We start from the raw sequence: 20,087 nt of genomic DNA on the forward strand, positions 1-20,087 counted from the left end.
TTTTCATGGCACTTATCATAACCTACTTTTTTACTAAAGAAGAACATTATTATCTTCAACTTTACTTACTAAAGGATGAAAAGGTGTATTGGGAAACACCAATACAAGAAGGTGATTGGTTTTCACTAGAATATATCCATTCCGTTGAAAAATCACTTGTAAAAGAAAAATATAAGATTAACGAAAACAATCAAATCATCGCGATGGAAAGCTGGACTAAATCGTTTGGTGCTGGGCTTCCAACATACTCTGATGATATGGAATTAATAGATGGATTTTTTGTAATGCGAAACGAACATCAGGTTGATTTTTTGAATATTAAACCGTCTCGCCTTCATGACCATTTTTTCTACTTTGGAGAAGAGGCGATAGAATTATCAAGTGATGAGTTAAATCGAGAGTATATTAGACTACACGTTGTAAAAAAATAAAAACTCGTAAAAATCGGTATCTTCACTACATCATAAGGAGTTGAAAACAATATGTCCAATAAAGAAAAAGGTTTGAACAAACCAGAAGAGATAAGCTATGAGCTAGATCCTGAACTAGACGAGAAGTTAATGGGCCTAAGCGGCAGTGACCGCTCCGTACGCGGTTGGATGGCTTTACTTATCTTTATCATCACCATTATGATGTCGCTATATCACCTTTATACGGCTGGGTTTGGTTTGATGCCTGGAATCGGTACAAGGGCACATATGATTGTCCATTTAACCTTTGGACTAGCTTTAGTCTATTTGATTTTCCCTGTAAAAAAAGGCCTTGGGCAACAATCAATTGCCTGGTATGACTTTGCAATCGCTTTGATATTAGTATTTATTGGTTTTTACTTATATGCAAATCAGACATCCCCTTCTGTTCTTTCTGGTCGAATGACGTTGACTGATACTCTAGTAGGTATTGCTCTTATTGTATTACTTTTAGAAGCTACTAGAAGGGTCGTTGGGAAACCATTAGTGATTATTGCTGGGGTTTTCATTGCTTATTTTTTCTTAGGCGGTTTTCTCCCTTCACCATTTAGACATACAAGGGCAAATTTTGATTCATTTATTTATGAAATGAGCTATACCGGGTCAGGGATTTTTAGTACACCGTTATCCGTTTCAGCTAACTTTGTCTTCATCTTCATTTTATTTGGAGCGATATTAGAAGCTACAGGTGCTGGAAAAATGTTTATTGACCTTGCCTTACGCGCGTTTGGTAAATATAAAGGTGGTCCAGCAAAAGCAGCTGTTGTATCGTCCGGTATGCTTGGTTCTATCTCTGGTAGTTCAGTTGCCAATGCTGTTACAACAGGAACCTTCACGATACCATTAATGAAAAAAGTAGGCTTTAAACCTAAAGTCGCTGGTGGTATAGAAGTTGCCTCTTCTTCAAGTGGTCAATTATTGCCGCCTGTAATGGGGGCTGCTGCTTTCTTAATGATTGAATATACCCCATATTCATATGCAGAAATTATTAAATCAGCCGCTATCCCAGCAATTCTAAGTTACGTTGCTATTTTATTTATGGTTCATCTAGAAGCTTCAAAAAACAATATATCTGGTTTAGCAAAGGAAAGTCTCGTTTCATTTCGAAAAACAATGATTCAACACGGGTATTTGATATTACCAGTGATAACGTTAGTCTATTTCTTAGTTATCGGTCGAACCGTGCCAAGTGCTGCCTTCTTTGCGATAGTCATTCTATTAACTCTTGCCGTACTCACTCACCGAATTCGTGAAAAAGTCGGTAGTGGAATATTAATAGCAGTTCTCATAGCTGCCTTCTCTTACTTCTTACATTTTCAGTTCGGGTGGAGAATTGAAATCACAGCTATGATTGTTATCGGCTTTTTTGTTTCCCTGTTTTTTGTGCTTATGCAAAAAGCATTTAAAATCGATGCTGCTCCAATTCGCTTTGGCATGAAAGAACTCCTTGGTGGTTTCGAATTAGCTGCACGAAATGCACTAACGGTTGTTGTCGCGTGTGCTACAGCAGGGATTTTAATTGGTGTCATTAACTTAACTGGTCTCTCTGCGAAAATACCTGTTATTATCGTGAACTTCGCTGGAGATAATTTATATTTAGCGTTGGCATTTACATTAGTGGCTTGTTTAATTTTAGGGTTGGGTCTCCCAACAACAGCTACCTATGTTATTTTAGCAGCGATTGTTGCTCCTGCTCTTGTACAAATGGGTGTACCTATTATGGCAGCTCACCTTTTTGTCCTTTATTACGGGATACTGGCTGATGATACGCCACCGATTAATTTACCGGCATATGCGGTATCAGGTATCGCTAAGTCAGAACCAATAGCAACCGGAATTCAAGGCTTTAAATATGATTCAGGGGCATTACTCTTACCTTTCGTCTTTGCAACGAATACGGTGATTTTGTTACTTCCTGAAAATGCCGGTATTTATTCTTGGCCTGTCATTGCACAAAACATATTTACTGCTTTAATCGGGATTATTGCCTTTGCGATGTTCATCCAAAACTTCTTATTCGTTCACTTCCGTATTTACGAACGTTTATTAGCATTAGGCTCAGCTTTGGTATTAATCCATGGCTCCCTTGCCACTGATATTATCGGTATCAGCGGGGTTATCCTATTAATTGTTCTTCAATATCTTCGCAAAAGAAAAGATAACGAAGATAAAATGGTGGCAACCACATAAGAAAGAACGGATATGAATAACTTTTAACTTTACCTAAATTAAAAAGGAGTACGGAAAGCATTACGCTTTTTCGTACTCCTTTTTTAATTAAAAGATTTGAATAAATCGACGAACGACATCCGCTCCACCAATAATAGTACCTAGTGTACTACCAATATTGGTCAAAACAACGACAAGTAAAATACGTGTAACTTGATTGCTCCAAAATCCTTTTACCGTGTATACATCATCTGCTAGTTTCTCAAAGTCTGCAACTTTCGGGCGTCTTATGTAGGCTTCCATAATCCCCGCAAACCAACCGGCTGCTAAAAGCGGATACAATGAACTAAACGGTGCTACAACGAAAGCCACAATAATTGAAACCGGATGTCCAAAGGCAATCAGAGCACCAAGAGCAGCAAAAGCACCATTCCATAAAATCCAACTTAAAGAAAGGTTCACACCCACGCTTGGATTCGCATAAAACGTATAGCCGATTATGCCTAAAATAAGGATTGGGATAATCCATGCCAACAGTGTTGGCGCAATCGATTTTTTAGGGATTGTAGAGATCGCTTCAAGATCATGCTCTTTTTTGATTTCTTCTTTAATTCCAGGAACATGAGCTGCACCAAGAACAGCCACTACTTTATTTCCTGGAGCTTCTTTAATTTTTTGTGATAAATATTGGTCACGCTCATCAATGAGTGGTGTTTTTAACCTTGGAAAAGAAACGGTAATATCCTCTAGCATTGAGTTAAGCATATCTTGAGATTTCATCTTTTCCAATTCTTCTTCTGAGATTTCTTCTTTATTAAAAATACTAAATATAAGCTCATACATCAGCTTGGCCTTACCCCAAACCCCGATGCCATTCCATATCCGAGCAAAGGTAATTTGAATGTTTCTATCCGCTAATACAAGTTCTGCCCCTACTGCTTCGGCAGATTCAATCCCTTGAATCATTTCTTGACCTGGCTTAATATCAAACTGCTTGGCCACTCTTTTTTGAAAGGAAGAAATGACTAGGTTCATTAAAAGAAGAGTCGCTTTCTTTTCTTTAATGACGTTAAAGATATCCATGTCCTTCCAACGGTTTCCGTCTGTAATCGCTTTATACCTCTGTTCATCTAATTCAATACAAACAGAATCAGGTTTTTCTGCTTCAATTACTTGTTTCACTTGTTCTGCACTTTGCCTCGACACATGTGCTGTTCCGATAAGGATAATCTCCTTACCATCTAATGAGATTCTTGTAATGTTTTGTTCAGACATAAATTACCTTCCTTTTAACGTCCTTTTCCTATAATAATGAGGTAAAAATGGAAATATTTCAATGATTAATTAATTTAGTGAGTGACTCTTCTCTTTGCGGTACTGATTCTTCATCTCTCCCTTTGGGCTCGGGACCGCTTCTTTATCTATATCTTTTTTCTCTCCCAATATCCACTTTGCTCATGCTTTTCGGTAGTGTATCTCCACCTTCTCTACCGATTTCCACGCCGCTCACGCTTTTCGGTAGAGTATCTCCACTTTCACTACCGATTTGCACACGTCCTCGACGTTTACCATACAGTAGTGATTTCTCCATGAAAAAACCAGATATTCCGCTTAAACTTGCTCCCGGGATTTATCTGGTTTTGTATCATTATAAAACATGACTTCAACTATATTTTCTATTTGGTCAGTTACCCAATCTGGCGTATGTTGAAAGGCCTTTTCTAACGAGCAAGGCTCTTTGATAATTGAAAAAGCAGATAAAACCCCTAGTTCCTTAAGCTCCCGATGTGATAAAGCGAGTTGACCACAAAGGGCTATGACCGGCACTCCAATCCCCTTAGCCATCCTACCTACACCCATAACTACTTTTCCACTTAGTGTTTGCTGGTCTAGCTTTCCCTCACCTGTAATAATTAAATCAGCTGCTTTTATTTTATTCTTGAAATTCACTTCATTTAAAAAAATGTCAATTCCAGACTCGATCCGCGCCCCTAAAAATGCGACCAATGCGGCACCTAACCCTCCTGCAGCGCCACCACCAGATATGGATTGAAGGTCGATTGCTTTTTGCTTTTTAACCACTTCTGCAAGATGATGTAGATTAGCATCTAGCAACGCAACCATTTCGGGAGTAGCTCCCTTTTGTGGCCCAAACACACTGGATGCTCCTTCCATTCCACATAATGGGTTTGTTACATCGCTTGCCACAATAAAAGTAGATTCATAAATTCGTTGGTCTATATGTTGCTCATCGATATAAAGAAGCTTTGATAATGCTCCTCCACCTTCTGGAATAGGATTATGCTTTTCATCATAAAACTCCATACCTAACGCTCGTAGCATCCCCATTCCAGCATCATTAGTCGCACTTCCTCCAAGTCCAATAATGAACCTACGAAAGCCTTTATCTAATGCTGCTTTGATTAATTGACCTGTTCCATAACTCGAAGCAAGTAAAGGATTTCGTTCCTCGTCAGTTAGAAGAGGTAGACCTGAGGCTTGAGCCATTTCCACTACGACGGTTTCATTATCGCCTAACACACCATATGAAGCCATTCTTGGCCGTCCAAGTGGGTCATCCGCTTCAGTTGAATGAATCATGCCGGATGTCGCATGAATCAGATTTTGCATCGTTCCTTCCCCGCCATCTGCAAGTGGGATTTCAATTACTTCAGCATCCGGCAGCACACGAAGAATCCCCTGTTTTATCACGCAACAAAGCTCTGGAGCTGAAAGAGAACCTTTAAATGAATCAGGGGCAACGATAATTTTCACTTCAACTCCTCCTATTCTTTTACGCTTTCTGTTATATTTTCACTAAAGTTTGGATTAACGATATACTCTGGTTTCTTTCCTTTTAACAGTTGTACTAAGTTGTCTGTTGCTAAACGTGCCATTTTCAACCTTGTTTGAATACTCGCACTCCCGATATGAGGTAATGCCACAACCTGTGGTAACTGTAATAACGGATGGTCTAAAGAAACAGGCTCTTCTTCAAATACATCTAATCCTGCACCCCAAATTACCCCAGATTGCAAGGAGTCATAGAGCGCTGCTTCATTAACAATCCCCCCACGAGAAGTGTTAATCAAAATCGAAGTCTTTTTCATAAGGGCTAACTCTCTAGAACTAATGAGATTTTTTGTTTCATGCGTATATGGAGTGAGCAAGACAACATAATCACTTTTACGTAACAGGTCATCAAACTCGACATATTCAACGTCTAACTCTCGTTCAACATCTGGTTTTCGACTTCGGTTATGGTATAGAATTTTCATTCCAAACCCTTTGGCACGCCTTGCTACAGCCTCACCAATTCTTCCAAGTCCAACAATGCCAATCGTAGCTCCATGAATGTCTTGACCTGTTAATAGCATCGGAGACCATGTTTTCCAGTTCCCATCACGCAAGAAGAATTCTGCTTCGAACAGTCTCCTTGCGGTTGCCATTAATAAAGCGAAGGTTAAATCAGCTGTTGTCTCTGTTAAAACACCAGGTGTGTTTAATACGGCTATCCCTCTTTTAGTTGCAGCCTCAACATCAATATTATTAAAACCGACAGCCATGTTACTGATTACTTTTAACTTGGTTGCTTTTTGCAATAGAGAATCATCTATCGTTTCAGTTAACAAACAGTATAGTCCATCTATGTCCTTGATGTTCTCTTCTAAAACTTCCTGTGGTACTGGAACATCTTCCTCCTCCCACATGTTGATGTCACAATGTTGTTCTATTTCATATACTACCTCACTCGGAAGTTTTCGCGTAATATAAACTTTTGGCTTCACACTCTTTCCTCCTTTCGACTCATTTATCCTTTGACACCACCAGTTGTAATTCCTTCTATTAGATATCTTTGGAAGAAGATAAAAATCGCGAATAGAGGAATTAAAGATAGAGTCGACATTGCAAACAGAGCTCCCCAAGAGCTTTGTCCCATCGCATCTAAGAACATACGTAACCCTAAGGCGACTGTATATAGACGAATATCACTAATGTATAAAAGTTGACCAAAGAAATCATTCCACGTCCAGATAAACGTAAAAATCATAGTTGTAATAACAGCTGGTAAGGCAAGTGGCATGATTAAATACCAATATACTCTTATCGGCCCACATCCATCGATTTCTGCAGCTTGTTCAAGTTCTCTAGGAATCGAACGGATAAACTGAACCATGAGAAAGATAAAGAACCCTTCAACGGCCAAGAATTTAGGAAGTACTAATGGCCAATACGTATTGATCCAATCTAGCTGATTAAAAATAATATATTGCGGTATGATGGTTACGTGAAACGGAAGCATTAACGTGACCAACATAATCGCAAAAAATACTTTACGAAAAGTAAAATCAAGTCTAGCAAAAGCATAGGCTGCCATCGAGCAAGCGATGACGTTTCCGATAATACACATAGTCACTAAGAAAAACGTATTTACGAAAAACGTTCCAAATGTGACACCAGATAACCCAGACCACCCTTGAATATAATTCTCAAACGTAACCTTCGTTGGTAAAAAGGAAACTTGAGAAAAAATTTCGGTTTGAACTTTAAATGAGCTACTTACCATCCACAATAACGGGTAAAGCATAATAATCCCTAATACGATAATAAAGATATGGAGGAAGATTTGTTTTCGATTTTTTCGATTTATAAAGAAGCGTGGCTTTTTTTCTGCATTTACTTTTTTTATCGTCGATACATTGCTTTCCATACTCTCACCTCTAATCCTGATAGTAGACCCATTTTTTCGCTGATAAAAACACAAGCGCCGTTATTAAAGCAATCGTTAGTAATAAAATCCACGCCATTGCCGAAGCATAACCCATTTGGAAATGCGTGAAGCCTTTTTGATATAAATAGAGTGTATAGAACAACGTAGAATCTAATGGTCCACCACTGCCACCACTTACAATATAAGCCGGGGTAAACGCTTGGAACGCAGAAATGATTTGCATGATTAGGTTAAAAAAGATGATAGGAGTAATTAACGGAAGTGTGATTTTAAAGAACTGCTTTGCTGCATTTGCTCCGTCAATTTTGGCAGATTCATAAAGTTCTGTTGGAACTTGTTTCAATCCAGCTAAGAAAATAACCATTGGTGCTCCAAATTGCCATATTGTTAAAATAATGAGAGTATAGAGGGCCGTATCAGGTGAAGATATCCAGTTCATCCCCTGTACTCCAAACATACCTAATACATTATTTACAAGTCCTTCTCCTCCAAATATTTGGCGCCATAGTAAAGCAATCGCAACACTCCCTCCGAATAAGGAAGGCACATAGTAAATTGCTCGATACACTTTTAAGCCACGTAACCCACGGTTTAATAATAAAGCGATCGATAATGCAAAGAGCAGCTGTAATGGGACTCCTAAAAACACATATTTTAACGTGACCTCGACACTGTTTCTCCATTTATGGTCGTTGAACATGTTTACATAATTTGAAATACCAATCCAATTAGGAGAAGAAAACATATCATAGCTTGTAAAAGATAAATACAGAGAAGCCCCCATTGGAACCGCACTTAATGTAAATAATCCAATGAGCCAAGGGGCTAAGAACATATAACCAACGGCATTGTGCTTCCGGCGTTTTTTCAAAGTTTGCATAACGTTAGCTCCTTATTGTAATCGAATGGAAGAAAGCAATTCCTTTCTTCCATTCGAATGTGTGATGTATTTCTTATTGTAAAATTCCTTGAGCCGCATTGATAAATCGTTCTGCAGCTTCTTCTACAGAAATTTGACCAAATGCAATCGCTTCTGCGTTATCTGAAAATGCTTGTTCTACTTCATTTACACCAGCTGGTGCATATGGAGCAGGACGGCCATAAGGTACCGTTTCATTAATATAAGCAACTGCTCTTGCTTGAGCTGGGTCAATTAAATCCATAACATACTCAGCCATAGCTGTTCCTGCAGGAGGACCTTGTTCAACCTTAAATAGTTCAGCTGCTTGAAGATTTGTTACGAAGAAGTTAATAAATAAAGCAGCTTCTTCAGGATGAGCTGATCTTTCAGTAATACTTAAGTAAGCTCCTTCGATATATTCACCGTTTTCGCCGCCTTCTTTTTGAGGCATGCGAACCATATGAATTTCGCCTTCTTCAAATTGTTGTTGGTATAAATAGATTTGATTTGCTGGAATTTGATGTAGTGCTGTTCTACCTGTTACAAACATGTTTTGCTCTAATGGAGCGTTTTCATATTCATTACCAGTAGCAGCATCTGGAATTGCACCTGATTGACGAAGGTCATCCCACATTGTCCACCACTCAACTAAGTCCTCTTTATCAAAGGCCAGCTGGCCTTCTTCAGTGAATAAATCTTTTCCACTTTGACGAAGGAAGTAACGGAAGTTAGGTTGTAGTTGCCCACCACTCATATCTTGAGCTCCCCATTTACCATCGCCATACGCTTCACTTAACTCAGCTACTTTTGCTTGGAAATCATCCCATGTCCAGTTCATATCTGGGTACTCCACACCTAACTCATCAAAAACTGCTGTATTGTATGCCCAACCTGGCATTGTTAATCCTTTAGCTACCATGAAGATATTGTCATCAATTTTACCACTATTAATCGCTGAATCCGGGAAGTCAGAAAGGTCAATCGTTCCTTCACTTACTAAGTCGTTAAGGTTTAGAAGAGCATTTCTACGAGCATAATCAGAGACATAAAATTGATGCATACTTACTACGTCTGGAGCGTTACCACCAGCAATTTGTGTCGCTAATCGGTCCCAGTAATCTCCCCAGCCACCGAACTCACGAGCTACTGTGATATGAGGGTATTCTGCTTCGAAACGGTCAACAATTTCATTGTAAACTTCATTACGTCCAGTATCTCCCCACCATGTAAAGCGAATTTCTACGTCTTCTAATTCAGCCGGAGCTTCTTCAGCAGTATCTGTCGTGTCTTCTGTCTCTGGTTCTGCTTCTGAAGAAGTTTCTTCTGTCGTGTCTCCACCACAAGCTGCTAAAGCAATGACTAGGAAAAGCGATACTACCCCCAATAAAAGCATCTTCATCATCTTACTCATCTTTTCTTCCTCCTCTTTTCTAAGCTTTAGAATGGTAATTCTATATAACACATACTTTCGTAATCAAGAAGACTACGACCCGCATGTAAGGGCTTACATAATTGACAATAGTAATCCTTATTTTTGCCTCATTATCTCCTGGGCTGATTGCTTCTCAAGTTCATGAAGCTTTTTTACTCTTCTTCTAAAGTGCTCTTCTGTGCTGAATTTCGCTTCCACAAAAGAGCGAATTAAATCCTCCGCTAACCATGGCCCGATAATTTGGGCTCCGATACACATGACATTGACATCATCATGTTCCACACATTGATGAGCGGAATGGATATCATGGCAAACGGAAGCTCGTATTCCAGGAATCTTATTAGCTGCAATCGCTGCTCCGACTCCGGTTCCACATACCATGATGCCTCTATCAAACTCTCCACTGCGAACGACATCACATACTGTTCTTGCAATGTCTGGAAAATCAACCGATTCTGTAGAGTGACAACCATAATCGACATATTCACAACCTAATGTTTTTAAGAGGGGTAATAACACTTTTTTCATTTCATATCCGCAATGGTCACTTCCGATGGCAATTCTCATATTCTCACCCTTTCTATTGGGGTTTGACATAAACCGCTTTTACTTCCGTAAAGAAGTCTTGGTTCGTATGACCAATGGAATAGGCACCATAACCTGAGTGTTTCACACCACCAAATGGCATATGAGCTTGGCTGGCTGTGCCGTGGTTAATGTGGATCATTCCTGCTTCAATCGACTCAGCTGCCTGTTCAGAGATGGAGAGACTGTTCGTAAATATGGAGGCCGCTAATCCATATTCAGTGTCATTTGCAATGTCAATCGCTTCATGTACATCCCTAGCCTTCAGCACTGTTAGCACAGGTCCAAATATCTCTTCTTTTGCAATCCTCATCTCTTTTGTTACCCCGGTAAATAACGCTGGGTTGATAAAATACCCTTCTCCATCTCGATGCTTCGATTGTCCACCTGCCGTTAAGATAGCTCCTTCACTCTGCCCAATTTCAATATAAGAATTCACCGTTTCAAACTGGTCTTGATTAATGACTGGACCTATGTTTGCTTCCTCATCCCAAGCAGGCCCAACCGTGATTTTCTCCATTTTAGAAGTTAGTAGCTCTACTAGTTTCTTTTCTTGTGACTCTAGTACGATGACTCTACTAATGGCCGTACATCGTTGCCCACTACAAGCAAATGCAGCACTGACGATTTGGTCGGTTGCTTGCTCAAGATTATTGTAATCTAGAATTAACGCAGCATTTTTACCACCCATCTCCAATTGTGTTTTTGCTAATCGTCCTGCTGCCTTCCCGTTAATTTGTAACCCTTGTTTCGTTGACCCTGTAAAACTAACCCCTTTGACTAGTGGATGTTCTACAAGAGGGTTACCCACTTTCTTGCCAGAACCAAAAACAACATTTACGACACCACGAGGTACACCCGCTTCTGCTAATAAAGCTGCTAGTTTTACCGCCGACCACGGAGTCACTGATGCTGGCTTCAATACAACGGTACATCCATGAGCTAAAGCCGGTGCAATCTTTCGAACAGGAGTGACCACTGGGAAGTTCCAAGGTGCAATCGCGGCAATGACACCAAGTGGCGTGCGAACGACTTTACTTTTCACTTCTGGGTTTTCACTTGGTAACGTTTGTCCTTGAATTCTGAACGCTTCTCCCGCTGCAAATCTAGCTTCCGTCGCCGCTCGACCTACTTCTCCACGTGATTCTGCTAAAACCTTTCCCTGCTCTGCGGATAAAATATAAGCTAGCTCTTCACGGTTTTGTTCTAGTAAATCTGCAAATCGATATAATATCGCTGCTCGTGTGGAAGCTGATGTTTGCTTCCATGACTGAAACGCTTCATGAGCGGCTTGAACAGCTTTATCCACATCTTCATCGGATGATGCAGGAAACTCTCCTAGTAATCTTGTTGGCCTTGCAGACTCATAGACTGGATACGTTTCTCCACTCAAAGGCTCTACCCATTCCCCGTTGATAAAGTTTGGAAATCGATTTCCTGAATGTTGGTCAAGCCACTCTAGCATTTTATTTTCCATTCTTCTTTCTCCTCCTTCCTTACATCGCTTGACGACAAATTTGCTTTAGGTCTTCTATCGTTGGTTGTCTAGGATTAACGGGTACATTTCCACTAAGCATCGCTTCTTCACATATATAGCTTAAGGCTTCTTCAGTCACACCGAAGTCACTTAACGTTTCTTTTATTCCAACATCTTCTTTTAATTGTCTGATGGCTAAAACAGATTGAGCTGCTGCATCTCTTGGTGATAAGCCTTCTACTGGCATTCCGAACAACTGAGCAATTTCTTTAAACTTCTGCAGGTTACCTGGTAAATTGAATTCCATGACTTCAGGGAGGAGAATGGCGTTCACTATTCCATGAGGAATCTTAAAATGTGCACCTAGTGGAATCGCTAATGCATGAGATAACCCTAAACGAGTTGGGTTAAAGGCCATGGCAGCAATTAAACTAGCCATTAGCATATCGTAACGTGCTTCAAGATTGTCTCCTTGAGAAACCGCTGTTCGTAAACTTTTTGCTACTAGTTTCATAGATTGTAAAGAGAGTCCTTCTGAAATCGGCTGAGTTGCTTTATTGACGTAGGACTCTAAAGCGTGTGTTAAGGCATCCATTCCAGTTGAGGCAGTTAATGGCGCTGGTAGTGAAACCGTCAGTTCTGGGTCACATATCGTTACATCCGGGCAGTTATACGCACTTCCCACACTGAGTTTGACCTTTTCTTGTTTATCGGAAAGCACTGACCAGATTGTGATTTCACTTCCTGTTCCAGCAGTAGTCGGGATAGCGATTACAGGAGCTCCCTTATGTCGTACTTTGTTAATTCCAACATAGTCACGAATGTGGCCCTCGTTTTTTAACATAAGACCAATCGCCTTAGCTGTATCCAATGAGCTACCACCACCTAATCCAACAACACAGTCACAACCCTGTTGTTTAGCAAGGTCACTGCCTCTCATGACACCTTCTATATCTGGATCCGGCTCAATATCATTATAGATTTCATAGGCAATCTCATGTTTTTGTAGAATCAGGACCAGTTTATCGGTTACTCCCGCTTTTTGAACTCCAGGATCTGTTACTAAAAGTACCTTCGTTCCGCCCAATGCTTTCACATGGCTTGCTAAATCATGAATTGAACCAATTCCAAACTCTATCGCTGTAGGTAATTCATATCTGAATACTCGATGTAACTCCATATTTCCCTCCTAATAATCTTGTGCTGCTTTTTCTTTTTTTGATAGCCTCGCATCAAAGAGATTTACATTATAGAGGTCTCCCCATTTCAATAATTCGCGCTCGACATTTTCAGGTAATTCAATTCCATGTTTCATTCGATCCTGAGTGCTTCTACATTCAATTTCACCTGGAATTAAAATTTCGTCGACTCCAGGTGCTGTTGGCTCTGCCTTAATTTCTTCAAAGTAACGGTCGATTCTTTCTTTAAACTGAGGAATTGGCATAAATTTCTCGATATCTATCCCAATAAAGAAATGTCCAACATTTTGAGGTTCGTTCCAATTTTCATACATGTTATTGACATACTTGCCAAAGCCAGCTCCTGTTAATACACCCGATAAGATGTCAATAAACATCGAGATAGCATAGCCTTTTGGACCTCCGAGAGGAAGCACCGCCCCCTCAAGGGCCGTTTGTGCATCGGTAGTTGGGTTCCCCTCTTTATCGATGGCCCAATGATCTGGGATGTCATTTCCCTTTTGAGCCGCATGAATGATTTTTCCTCTGGCCACAACACTTGTTGCCATATCAAGAATAAATGGTTCATATTTTCCGGCTGGAATACCGATAGAAAAAGGATTTGTTCCTAAAAAGGGTCTCACTCCACCTGTTGGCGGCATCGTTTGTGATGCATTTGAGAGAATCATAACAATTAGATTTTCTTTCACCGCCTGTTGTAAATAGTACGCGCATGTACCAAAATGATTTGAGCCTTTCACTCCAACAATAGCTGTTCCATTCTTTTTTGTGCCTTGTATCGTTAACTCAAGGGCTTTTGTTCCTACTACCGCCCCAATGTGGTTATTTCCATCTAGTAACGTAACCGGTCCCTCTGTTTTAACAGTCATTTTTCCATTCAAATTAATCATGCCTGCTTGAAGTCTTTGCAAGTAAATATCTGTTCGAACAACTCCGTGTGAATCAACACCCCGTAAGTCTGCTTCTACTAACGATTGAGCCACAATATGCGATTCTCGTTCAGAGAGCCCTGCTTTTTCAAATAATTTTGCACAAAATTGCTCTAACTTTTCCCAATGATAGACTTGGCTCACAAGAACGCACATCCCTTTTGCTTCAATGTTTCATCGATCCAGCTTCTGTCGACTGTTCCGTTTTCAATTTGCGCAAAAATGGTTTGTTCTTTTTTTAATTGAGAAAGACTGTCCTGTAAAACCTCTGAAGCATGCTTTAATGGAACGGCTAGTAAGCCATCATCATCTCCAACAATAATGTCACCAGGATTCACTAGCATATTTGCTACAGTAATCGGTACATTGATTTCACCGGGACCTTCCTTATACGGACCACGATGGGTCACACCTCTAGCAAAACAGGGGAAATCATGTTCCTTAAACGCTTCTGAATCACGAATTGTACCGTCTATAACAAAGCCAGCAATGCCGTTCTTTTTCGCAAGTCGTAACATGATTTCACCTAATATCGCTTGCGTCATTTCTCCACCAGCATCAACAATGATCACATCTCCTGGCTGTGCCATATCAATAGCTTTATGTACCATGAGATTATCACCAGCTCGAGTTTTTACGGTAAAAGCAGTACCAACAATTTTCTTGGATTTATGAAAAGGTCGAATTGAAGACGATGCACCCTGTAAACGGTTCATATTATCACTAAGAAGTGGGGTGGGGATATTCTTAAACTGTTCTACGATTGATTTATCCGGTCTAGCTCGTAAAGGCAAAATTCGAAATCCTAACTGGCTCATAAGCTCCCCCCTTTTTCTAGGATAAAATGGACTTGCCGATGACTGAAAAGTCGCTTTCTCCATATTCCTTTTCTGTTTCTTTGTATAAATCAAGAGCTGCCTCTGCAAAAGCTAGCTGTAAATCGGCGCCTTCAGCTACAGCAATTTCAACGTCTTTTCTCATCAAGCTAAGCTTAAAGCCTGGTGCAAAATCTCGGTTTGATAAACTGTCTAGCTTATTCATAAACATCCATGATGCTCCTGAACTAGATCCAATGACCTGCTTTAACATGTCCTTGTCTATTTCAAGCTTTTCAGCTAAAGCAGTCGCTTCTGCTGTGACAACCATGTGCATGGCAGCCATCATTTGATTTACAGCTTTTATCGCTTTCCCTGCACCTATCGGACCGACGAGATAAATGTTTTTAGACATGGCATCGAGAATCGGTCGAACCTGTTCTAACACGTTGTCTTCGCCACCAGCCATTACCGTTAACGTTCCCTGTTCGGCACCAATTGTTCCTCCACTTACAGGTCCATCTAGCACTTTAATACGTTTACTTTGAAAAGCTTCATTGACTTTTTTCATCATAGCCGGAGAACCAGACGTCATTTCGAGTAAGATGGCATCGGAGGATAGCGTCTCTAACACATCCTCAGATAACAAAACGGACTCCATTTCCTTATCAGTTGGTAGTATTGAAAGTAACACTTCACAATGAGCTGCAACCTCTTTAATTGATGAATGTTCGACGGCTCCAGCACTTTTTAATTCTTCAACCGGCTGGCGATTTCTGTGTGCCGTTACATGTAATTCGAATCCTTTTTTTACAAGATTCTTCGCCATTGGAAGTCCCATCGCTCCAAGTCCGATAAAACCAATTTTTTTAAATCCCATAGATAGTCTCCTCCTGTGTAAAGTTAGAAGGAGCGATGAATGCTCCTTCTATCGGTTAGTCACATCAATAGCCCTTGTTGTAAGCGGATACATTTTATACGAGTTTACTAGTTTTATAGAACTGTATGGTCATGCTCCCAGCCTAATTTATCATATAATTTCTTTCTGCCTTCTTTATCTCCTGATAATTCTTGATGAGCATATTTCGCGACATCTCTTGCTAATTTTCTAGGGACAACAACGACTCCGTCTCCATCAGCTACAACAACGTCTCCTGGATAGATAGCTACTCCACCAATAGCAATCGGTGTATCTTTTTCACAGAAACGAATTCGACCTTGGTCCATTCCTTGAGAGATAAACTTAGACCAGACAGGAATTCCTTGGTGAATGACCTCATCCGTATCTCGGATTCCACCGCCGTTTGTCAAATAGCCTCGAGCGCCTTTGTGTTTAAATTCTAACGTATTATTAGAACCTAAAATCCCAACATCGACTCCTGCTACGTCCATACAGACAAAGTCACCATCTTCAATATCTGCTCCCCACGGGTCGTTACATACTTCACTGTAATACCAACCCACCCATTTCGTATACTCTTCAGGAGTCAACTTTGGCATTGGACCTTCGAATGGTACGTAGCGAGCCGTACGAGCAATTCCTACTACTTTTGTTCGGAAAAGTGGGCGAATACTATGGTCTACGGTTCCATATCCATGCATGCCAACCCAGTCCATACCGTCACGAACATCTGTCACGCGTAAATCCTTGTAAAGTTCCAATATTTCCTGTCTATCATCTTTTTGTGTTGTCATATTTATCTTCTCCTTTGAAATGATTAAGTATTTTGGTTACCTTCTATAAACACCTAAAACGATACCTAGAGAAAACTCACCTCCTTCACAAAATAATCGATTACTTAGCTCCACATGATTTTCGAATGATAAGCTCTGGTTCAAGGACAATCGTCGCTGGCGGAGCCTTTGATTCACTACCTTCCTTACTCATGGTTTGAATGAGGATTTGAGCAGCCATTTTCCCCATATGATAACCTGGTTGTCTTACAGTCGTTAGCGGCGGCTCTAAATGCTGAGCCCATATCGTTTCATCATAGCTAATTAAAGCGACATCATTTGGGATATGGAGTGTAAGAGACCTTAAAGCACCTAATACATGAAGTGTAATCATATTATTTGTTGAAAAGATCGCATCTGTGTCTGGATACGTTTGCAAAAAATGAATGATAGACTCTTCTTGGGAATCGGTTTCCTGTTCAAGTTCTAAAATCCTAAACTCTTCTTTTGAAAAGCCATGTCGTAACATCGCTAAACAATATCCTTCAAGTCTTTCCTTCCAAGTACTTACATAGTCTGTAGCATATACAACAACAGCTACCTTTTTTCTTCCATTGTGTAAAAGATGCTCAACTGCTGAGTAGGCTCCTTTAATGTTGTTCATGATGACATTGTTTGTTTCTAAATTTGGAATTCTACGATTAATTACGACTAATGGATATTTACTATCGACTAGTTTTTTATAGAGTTCCTGATTTTTCACTGTGGGGTTGACAACAATCCCATCGACCTGTCTCATTTGCAGTTCTTTAATGTATTCCTCTTCGGCCTCGGGATTTTCGTTTGTATTACATATCATTAAATTGTAGCCCAGTTCATGACATGTATCTTCCACTCCCTCTAGTACCGTCGTCCAAAAGGGGTTTTTTAAGTTTGAAAGCATAATACCAATTACATTTGTTCTCATCGACTTAAGACCTTTTGCTAGGGCGTTAGGTCTATAATCTAACTCTTTTATCGCTTTAAGAACTCGCATTCTCGTTTCTTCAGTCGTATGTGCATAGTTTCCATTAAGAATCCGAGAAACTGTTGTTTTTGAGACATTTGCTCTTTCTGCTACGTCACCAATTGTGATTTTCAAAAACTATCACCACCTTTGCTTAAAAACCTTGGAAACCGATAAACTAAGTATTAAAAAAAATAAACCTTGTTGGGTTACCCTAGACTAAATTGTACTACTCATAGTTATGCTTGGTTTTAGAAAACGATACCCAAAATATGTGTATGTTCAAAGAAGTTTGATTTGAATTGAATGTAGATTCGTTGAAACTTTTTATGAAGTGATTTGAAATGAGAGTGTAAACCCTAAGAAGTAGCTTTGGTTTGTTTGGAAACCGATTAACTAATTACAACTAAAATTTAACGTAGAAAAGGTTTGCTGTCAACAATATTTAGAAAATTTAATTAACTTCGCGTAGATATTTGGATGTTTTCTTAATTTTGTAGGATAAAAATAAGGAAGTAAGAGGGTACTGAAAAGTTAGGTTAATATTTTTCAGTGCCCTCTTAGCAATGTGAGTAAGCAGTGCGTTTTTTATTGCCTTCTACGAGTGGTTTTTTCGTAGAAGGCATGCAACGAGTGAAGCCATTGCCATATATTTAAAGGCACTGAAAAGTTGTTTTGTACTTTTTCATTGGCTTCCGATATAGATTGTCGCGTAAAGAATGAACAGCAATTGCCACACTTCTACTGTTCCCCCGCCTCATTACTATTTTTGGTTTCAAAATTAACAAGCAAGTCACGCACTTCATCTGTCGATTTTGTGTTCATTAATTGATTTCTTAATGTACTTGCCCCTGGAAACCCTTTGACATATATTTTAAAAAAGCGGTGAAGCGCATGAAATGGACGTAGCTCCAATCCTGCATATTTATCATGGACGTCCATATGCAACATTAATAGATTGAGTAATTCCTCACTGCTATGGTCTCTCGGCTCTTTTTCAAAGGCAAATGGGTTATTGAAAATACCACGACCAATCATTACCCCATCGACACCGTATTGGTTGGCAAGCTTAAGGCCTGTTTGACGGTCTAGAATATCACCGTTAATCGTTAAAAGAGTATCTGGTGCTATCTGATCACGTAGTTTCTTTATCTCTGGGATCAGCTCCCAATGAGCATCTACCTTGCTCATTTCCTCTCTTGTCCTTAGATGAATGGAGAGATTCACAATATCTTGTTTCAGTATGTGAGTTAGCCATTCGTGCCACTCGTCTACTTGATGATAACCTAGCCTTGTCTTTACGCTTACAGGCAGCCCTCCTGCTTTTGCTGCTTGGATTAACTCTGCCGCAACATCTGGACGGCAAATAAGGCCACTTCCCTTCCCATGCCGTGCCACATTAGGTACAGGACAGCCCATATTAATATCCAAACCCTTAAAGCCAAGTTCCGCCATTCCTATACTCATTTGCCGAAAATGTTCAGGCTTGTCCCCCCAAATATGGGCGACAATTGGTTGTTCGTCTTCTGTAAAAGTCAAACGACCACGTAAACTTTTCCTTCCCTCTGGGTGACAATAGCTATCACTGTTTGCAAACTCCGTAAAAAATACATCCGGCCTCGCAGCCGCACTTACGACATGGCGAAAAACAACATCCGTTACTTCTTCCATTGGTGCCAATATAAAAAAAGGTCGTGGTAATTCACGCCAAAAATTATCTTTCATATTCACCTTCAAATCCTCTCACTTCGTATCCCTACTTAAAATATACTATCATTATTTTCTCCTTACACAGGCTCTTCTTCTGTAAAGGAGCATGAACATACTAATCATGTTTTGTATTTCTTATATTATCTCTTCTGGAATATAGTATTCACAATCCAATTTTTTAAAATCTTTTTTATCCCAAGTTAAAATCGGGAGTTTACTGCTAGATTTACTCGATAACAGTGCATCAGCAAAATCAACATTTTTGTCAGCAAACATTTTCAGTGCAATACCTACATTCTCTTCCTCTACTTCAACATTTTCTGATTCAATTACATCTAATAAGTATTCTGAGATTTGTTGTTTTTCCAATTTATAAAATGACCTTAGTAACCAACAACATTCCGCGATTACTACAGTAGGGATTACTAAAGATATTTCATTTTTATCAACCTTTTCAACAAGCCTCACTATAGTATTAAATTTAATTGGGTCATCTTTAACTAACAGCCGTACCAAAACATTAGTATCAACTAGGAATTTATTCATCTTCCAATTCCTCTTTTAGAATATATTTAGATGCATCCTCCTGAGTAACTTCTCTCATTTTTTCAAGTTCTATTTCTTCTTTACTAATAATTCTGCCAATGGCTTGACTTAAATATTTTTTTCTTATCGGCTCTATCCTCACTTCATCATTTTCTATTAAAAATTTAAATTGGTCTCCCTCATTTAAACCTAACTTTTCTCTAAGTTCCTTCGGTATTGTTATCTGTCCTTTGCTCGTCATCTTTCCACTCACTAATTCCATTCATTTTCACCTCTTACTTCTTTTATAGTATTACTAACATTATAAGTATTACTTATTTTTATTGCAATCCCACTGTCCCGACAAATTGTGACCATAAACATGCTCATAAGTCATGCGATACGTCGCCCTTGGCTAAAGGTTCTTTGACTTATCAATTAGCCTCTTAATTGTCATCGCTTC

At 39.6% G+C, this 20,087-nt stretch carries 19 protein-coding genes; 2 read left to right on the forward strand and 17 right to left on the reverse strand.

What is annotated here, in order from left to right:
* Positions 1-83: 83 nt before the first annotated feature.
* Both BK585_RS17610 and BK585_RS17615 read left to right on the forward strand, forming a co-directional pair.
* Positions 84-431, forward strand: a complete 348-nt coding sequence (locus tag BK585_RS17610; RefSeq protein WP_212567933.1) for a DUF1850 domain-containing protein — start codon at positions 84-86, stop codon at positions 429-431.
* Between the two features lie 51 nt (positions 432-482).
* Positions 483-2,660, forward strand: a complete 2,178-nt coding sequence (locus tag BK585_RS17615) for a TRAP transporter permease (RefSeq protein ID WP_078555250.1) — start codon at positions 483-485, stop codon at positions 2,658-2,660.
* A gap of 87 nt (positions 2,661-2,747) precedes the next feature.
* On the opposite strand, the gene BK585_RS17620 is transcribed toward BK585_RS17615, so the two are convergent.
* From BK585_RS17620 to BK585_RS17700, 17 genes are all read right to left on the reverse strand, one after another.
* Positions 2,748-3,914: a TraB/GumN family protein gene (locus BK585_RS17620; RefSeq protein ID WP_078555251.1), complete on the reverse strand. Its 1,167-nt coding sequence runs from the start codon at positions 3,912-3,914 to the stop codon at positions 2,748-2,750.
* A 336-nt stretch (positions 3,915-4,250) separates the two neighbouring features.
* Positions 4,251-5,414, reverse strand: coding sequence for a glycerate kinase (locus BK585_RS17625; RefSeq protein ID WP_078555252.1), 1,164 nt, complete (start codon positions 5,412-5,414; stop codon positions 4,251-4,253).
* Between the two features lie 11 nt (positions 5,415-5,425).
* The gene (locus BK585_RS17630) at positions 5,426-6,427 is read right to left on the reverse strand and encodes a 2-hydroxyacid dehydrogenase (protein ID WP_078555253.1); all 1,002 of its coding nucleotides are present in this window, start codon (positions 6,425-6,427) and stop codon (positions 5,426-5,428) included.
* Positions 6,428-6,450: 23 nt separating this feature from the next.
* Positions 6,451-7,350 (reverse strand): carbohydrate ABC transporter permease, encoded by a 900-nt coding sequence (locus BK585_RS17635; protein ID WP_078555254.1) that lies wholly within the window; start codon positions 7,348-7,350, stop codon positions 6,451-6,453.
* Positions 7,351-7,360: 10 nt separating this feature from the next.
* The gene (locus BK585_RS17640) at positions 7,361-8,251 is read right to left on the reverse strand and encodes a carbohydrate ABC transporter permease (protein ID WP_078555255.1); all 891 of its coding nucleotides are present in this window, start codon (positions 8,249-8,251) and stop codon (positions 7,361-7,363) included.
* A 73-nt stretch (positions 8,252-8,324) separates the two neighbouring features.
* Positions 8,325-9,683: an ABC transporter substrate-binding protein gene (locus tag BK585_RS17645; RefSeq protein ID WP_078555256.1), complete on the reverse strand. Its 1,359-nt coding sequence runs from the start codon at positions 9,681-9,683 to the stop codon at positions 8,325-8,327.
* 117 nt (positions 9,684-9,800) lie between these two features.
* Positions 9,801-10,271, reverse strand: coding sequence for an RpiB/LacA/LacB family sugar-phosphate isomerase (locus tag BK585_RS17650; protein ID WP_078555257.1), 471 nt, complete (start codon positions 10,269-10,271; stop codon positions 9,801-9,803).
* A gap of 13 nt (positions 10,272-10,284) precedes the next feature.
* Entirely contained in the window at positions 10,285-11,766 is a 1,482-nt protein-coding gene (locus BK585_RS17655; protein WP_078555258.1) for an aldehyde dehydrogenase family protein, read from the reverse strand.
* 19 nt (positions 11,767-11,785) lie between these two features.
* Positions 11,786-12,946: an iron-containing alcohol dehydrogenase gene (locus BK585_RS17660; RefSeq protein WP_078555259.1), complete on the reverse strand. Its 1,161-nt coding sequence runs from the start codon at positions 12,944-12,946 to the stop codon at positions 11,786-11,788.
* 9 nt (positions 12,947-12,955) lie between these two features.
* Positions 12,956-14,038 (reverse strand): Ldh family oxidoreductase, encoded by a 1,083-nt coding sequence (locus BK585_RS17665; RefSeq protein WP_245805859.1) that lies wholly within the window; start codon positions 14,036-14,038, stop codon positions 12,956-12,958.
* Positions 14,035-14,712 carry an RraA family protein gene (locus tag BK585_RS17670; protein ID WP_078555261.1) on the reverse strand — a complete coding sequence of 226 codons (678 nt, stop codon included), beginning with the start codon at positions 14,710-14,712 and terminating at the stop codon, positions 14,035-14,037. The genes BK585_RS17665 and BK585_RS17670 overlap by 4 nt, the downstream gene beginning before the upstream one ends.
* A gap of 16 nt (positions 14,713-14,728) precedes the next feature.
* On the reverse strand, positions 14,729-15,589 hold the full coding sequence (locus BK585_RS17675; RefSeq protein WP_078555262.1) for an NAD(P)-dependent oxidoreductase: 861 nt from the start codon (positions 15,587-15,589) through the stop codon (positions 14,729-14,731).
* Between the two features lie 113 nt (positions 15,590-15,702).
* The gene (locus BK585_RS17680) at positions 15,703-16,404 is read right to left on the reverse strand and encodes an RraA family protein (RefSeq protein ID WP_078555263.1); all 702 of its coding nucleotides are present in this window, start codon (positions 16,402-16,404) and stop codon (positions 15,703-15,705) included.
* A 100-nt stretch (positions 16,405-16,504) separates the two neighbouring features.
* Positions 16,505-17,524 (reverse strand): LacI family DNA-binding transcriptional regulator, encoded by a 1,020-nt coding sequence (locus tag BK585_RS17685; RefSeq protein ID WP_078555264.1) that lies wholly within the window; start codon positions 17,522-17,524, stop codon positions 16,505-16,507.
* 606 nt (positions 17,525-18,130) lie between these two features.
* Positions 18,131-19,114 carry a tRNA dihydrouridine synthase gene (locus tag BK585_RS17690; RefSeq protein ID WP_078556886.1) on the reverse strand — a complete coding sequence of 328 codons (984 nt, stop codon included), beginning with the start codon at positions 19,112-19,114 and terminating at the stop codon, positions 18,131-18,133.
* A 120-nt stretch (positions 19,115-19,234) separates the two neighbouring features.
* Positions 19,235-19,645, reverse strand: coding sequence for a PIN domain-containing protein (locus BK585_RS17695; RefSeq protein WP_078555265.1), 411 nt, complete (start codon positions 19,643-19,645; stop codon positions 19,235-19,237).
* Positions 19,638-19,907, reverse strand: coding sequence for an AbrB/MazE/SpoVT family DNA-binding domain-containing protein (locus BK585_RS17700; protein WP_078555266.1), 270 nt, complete (start codon positions 19,905-19,907; stop codon positions 19,638-19,640). Before BK585_RS17700 ends, BK585_RS17695 begins: the two co-directional genes overlap by 8 nt.
* Positions 19,908-20,087: the final 180 nt, after the last annotated feature.

Origin of the sequence: Bacillus alkalicellulosilyticus (genome assembly GCF_002019795.1) — a bacterium.
GTDB classification, from domain to species: Bacteria; Bacillota; Bacilli; order Bacillales; family Bacillaceae_F; genus Bacillus_AO; species Bacillus_AO alkalicellulosilyticum.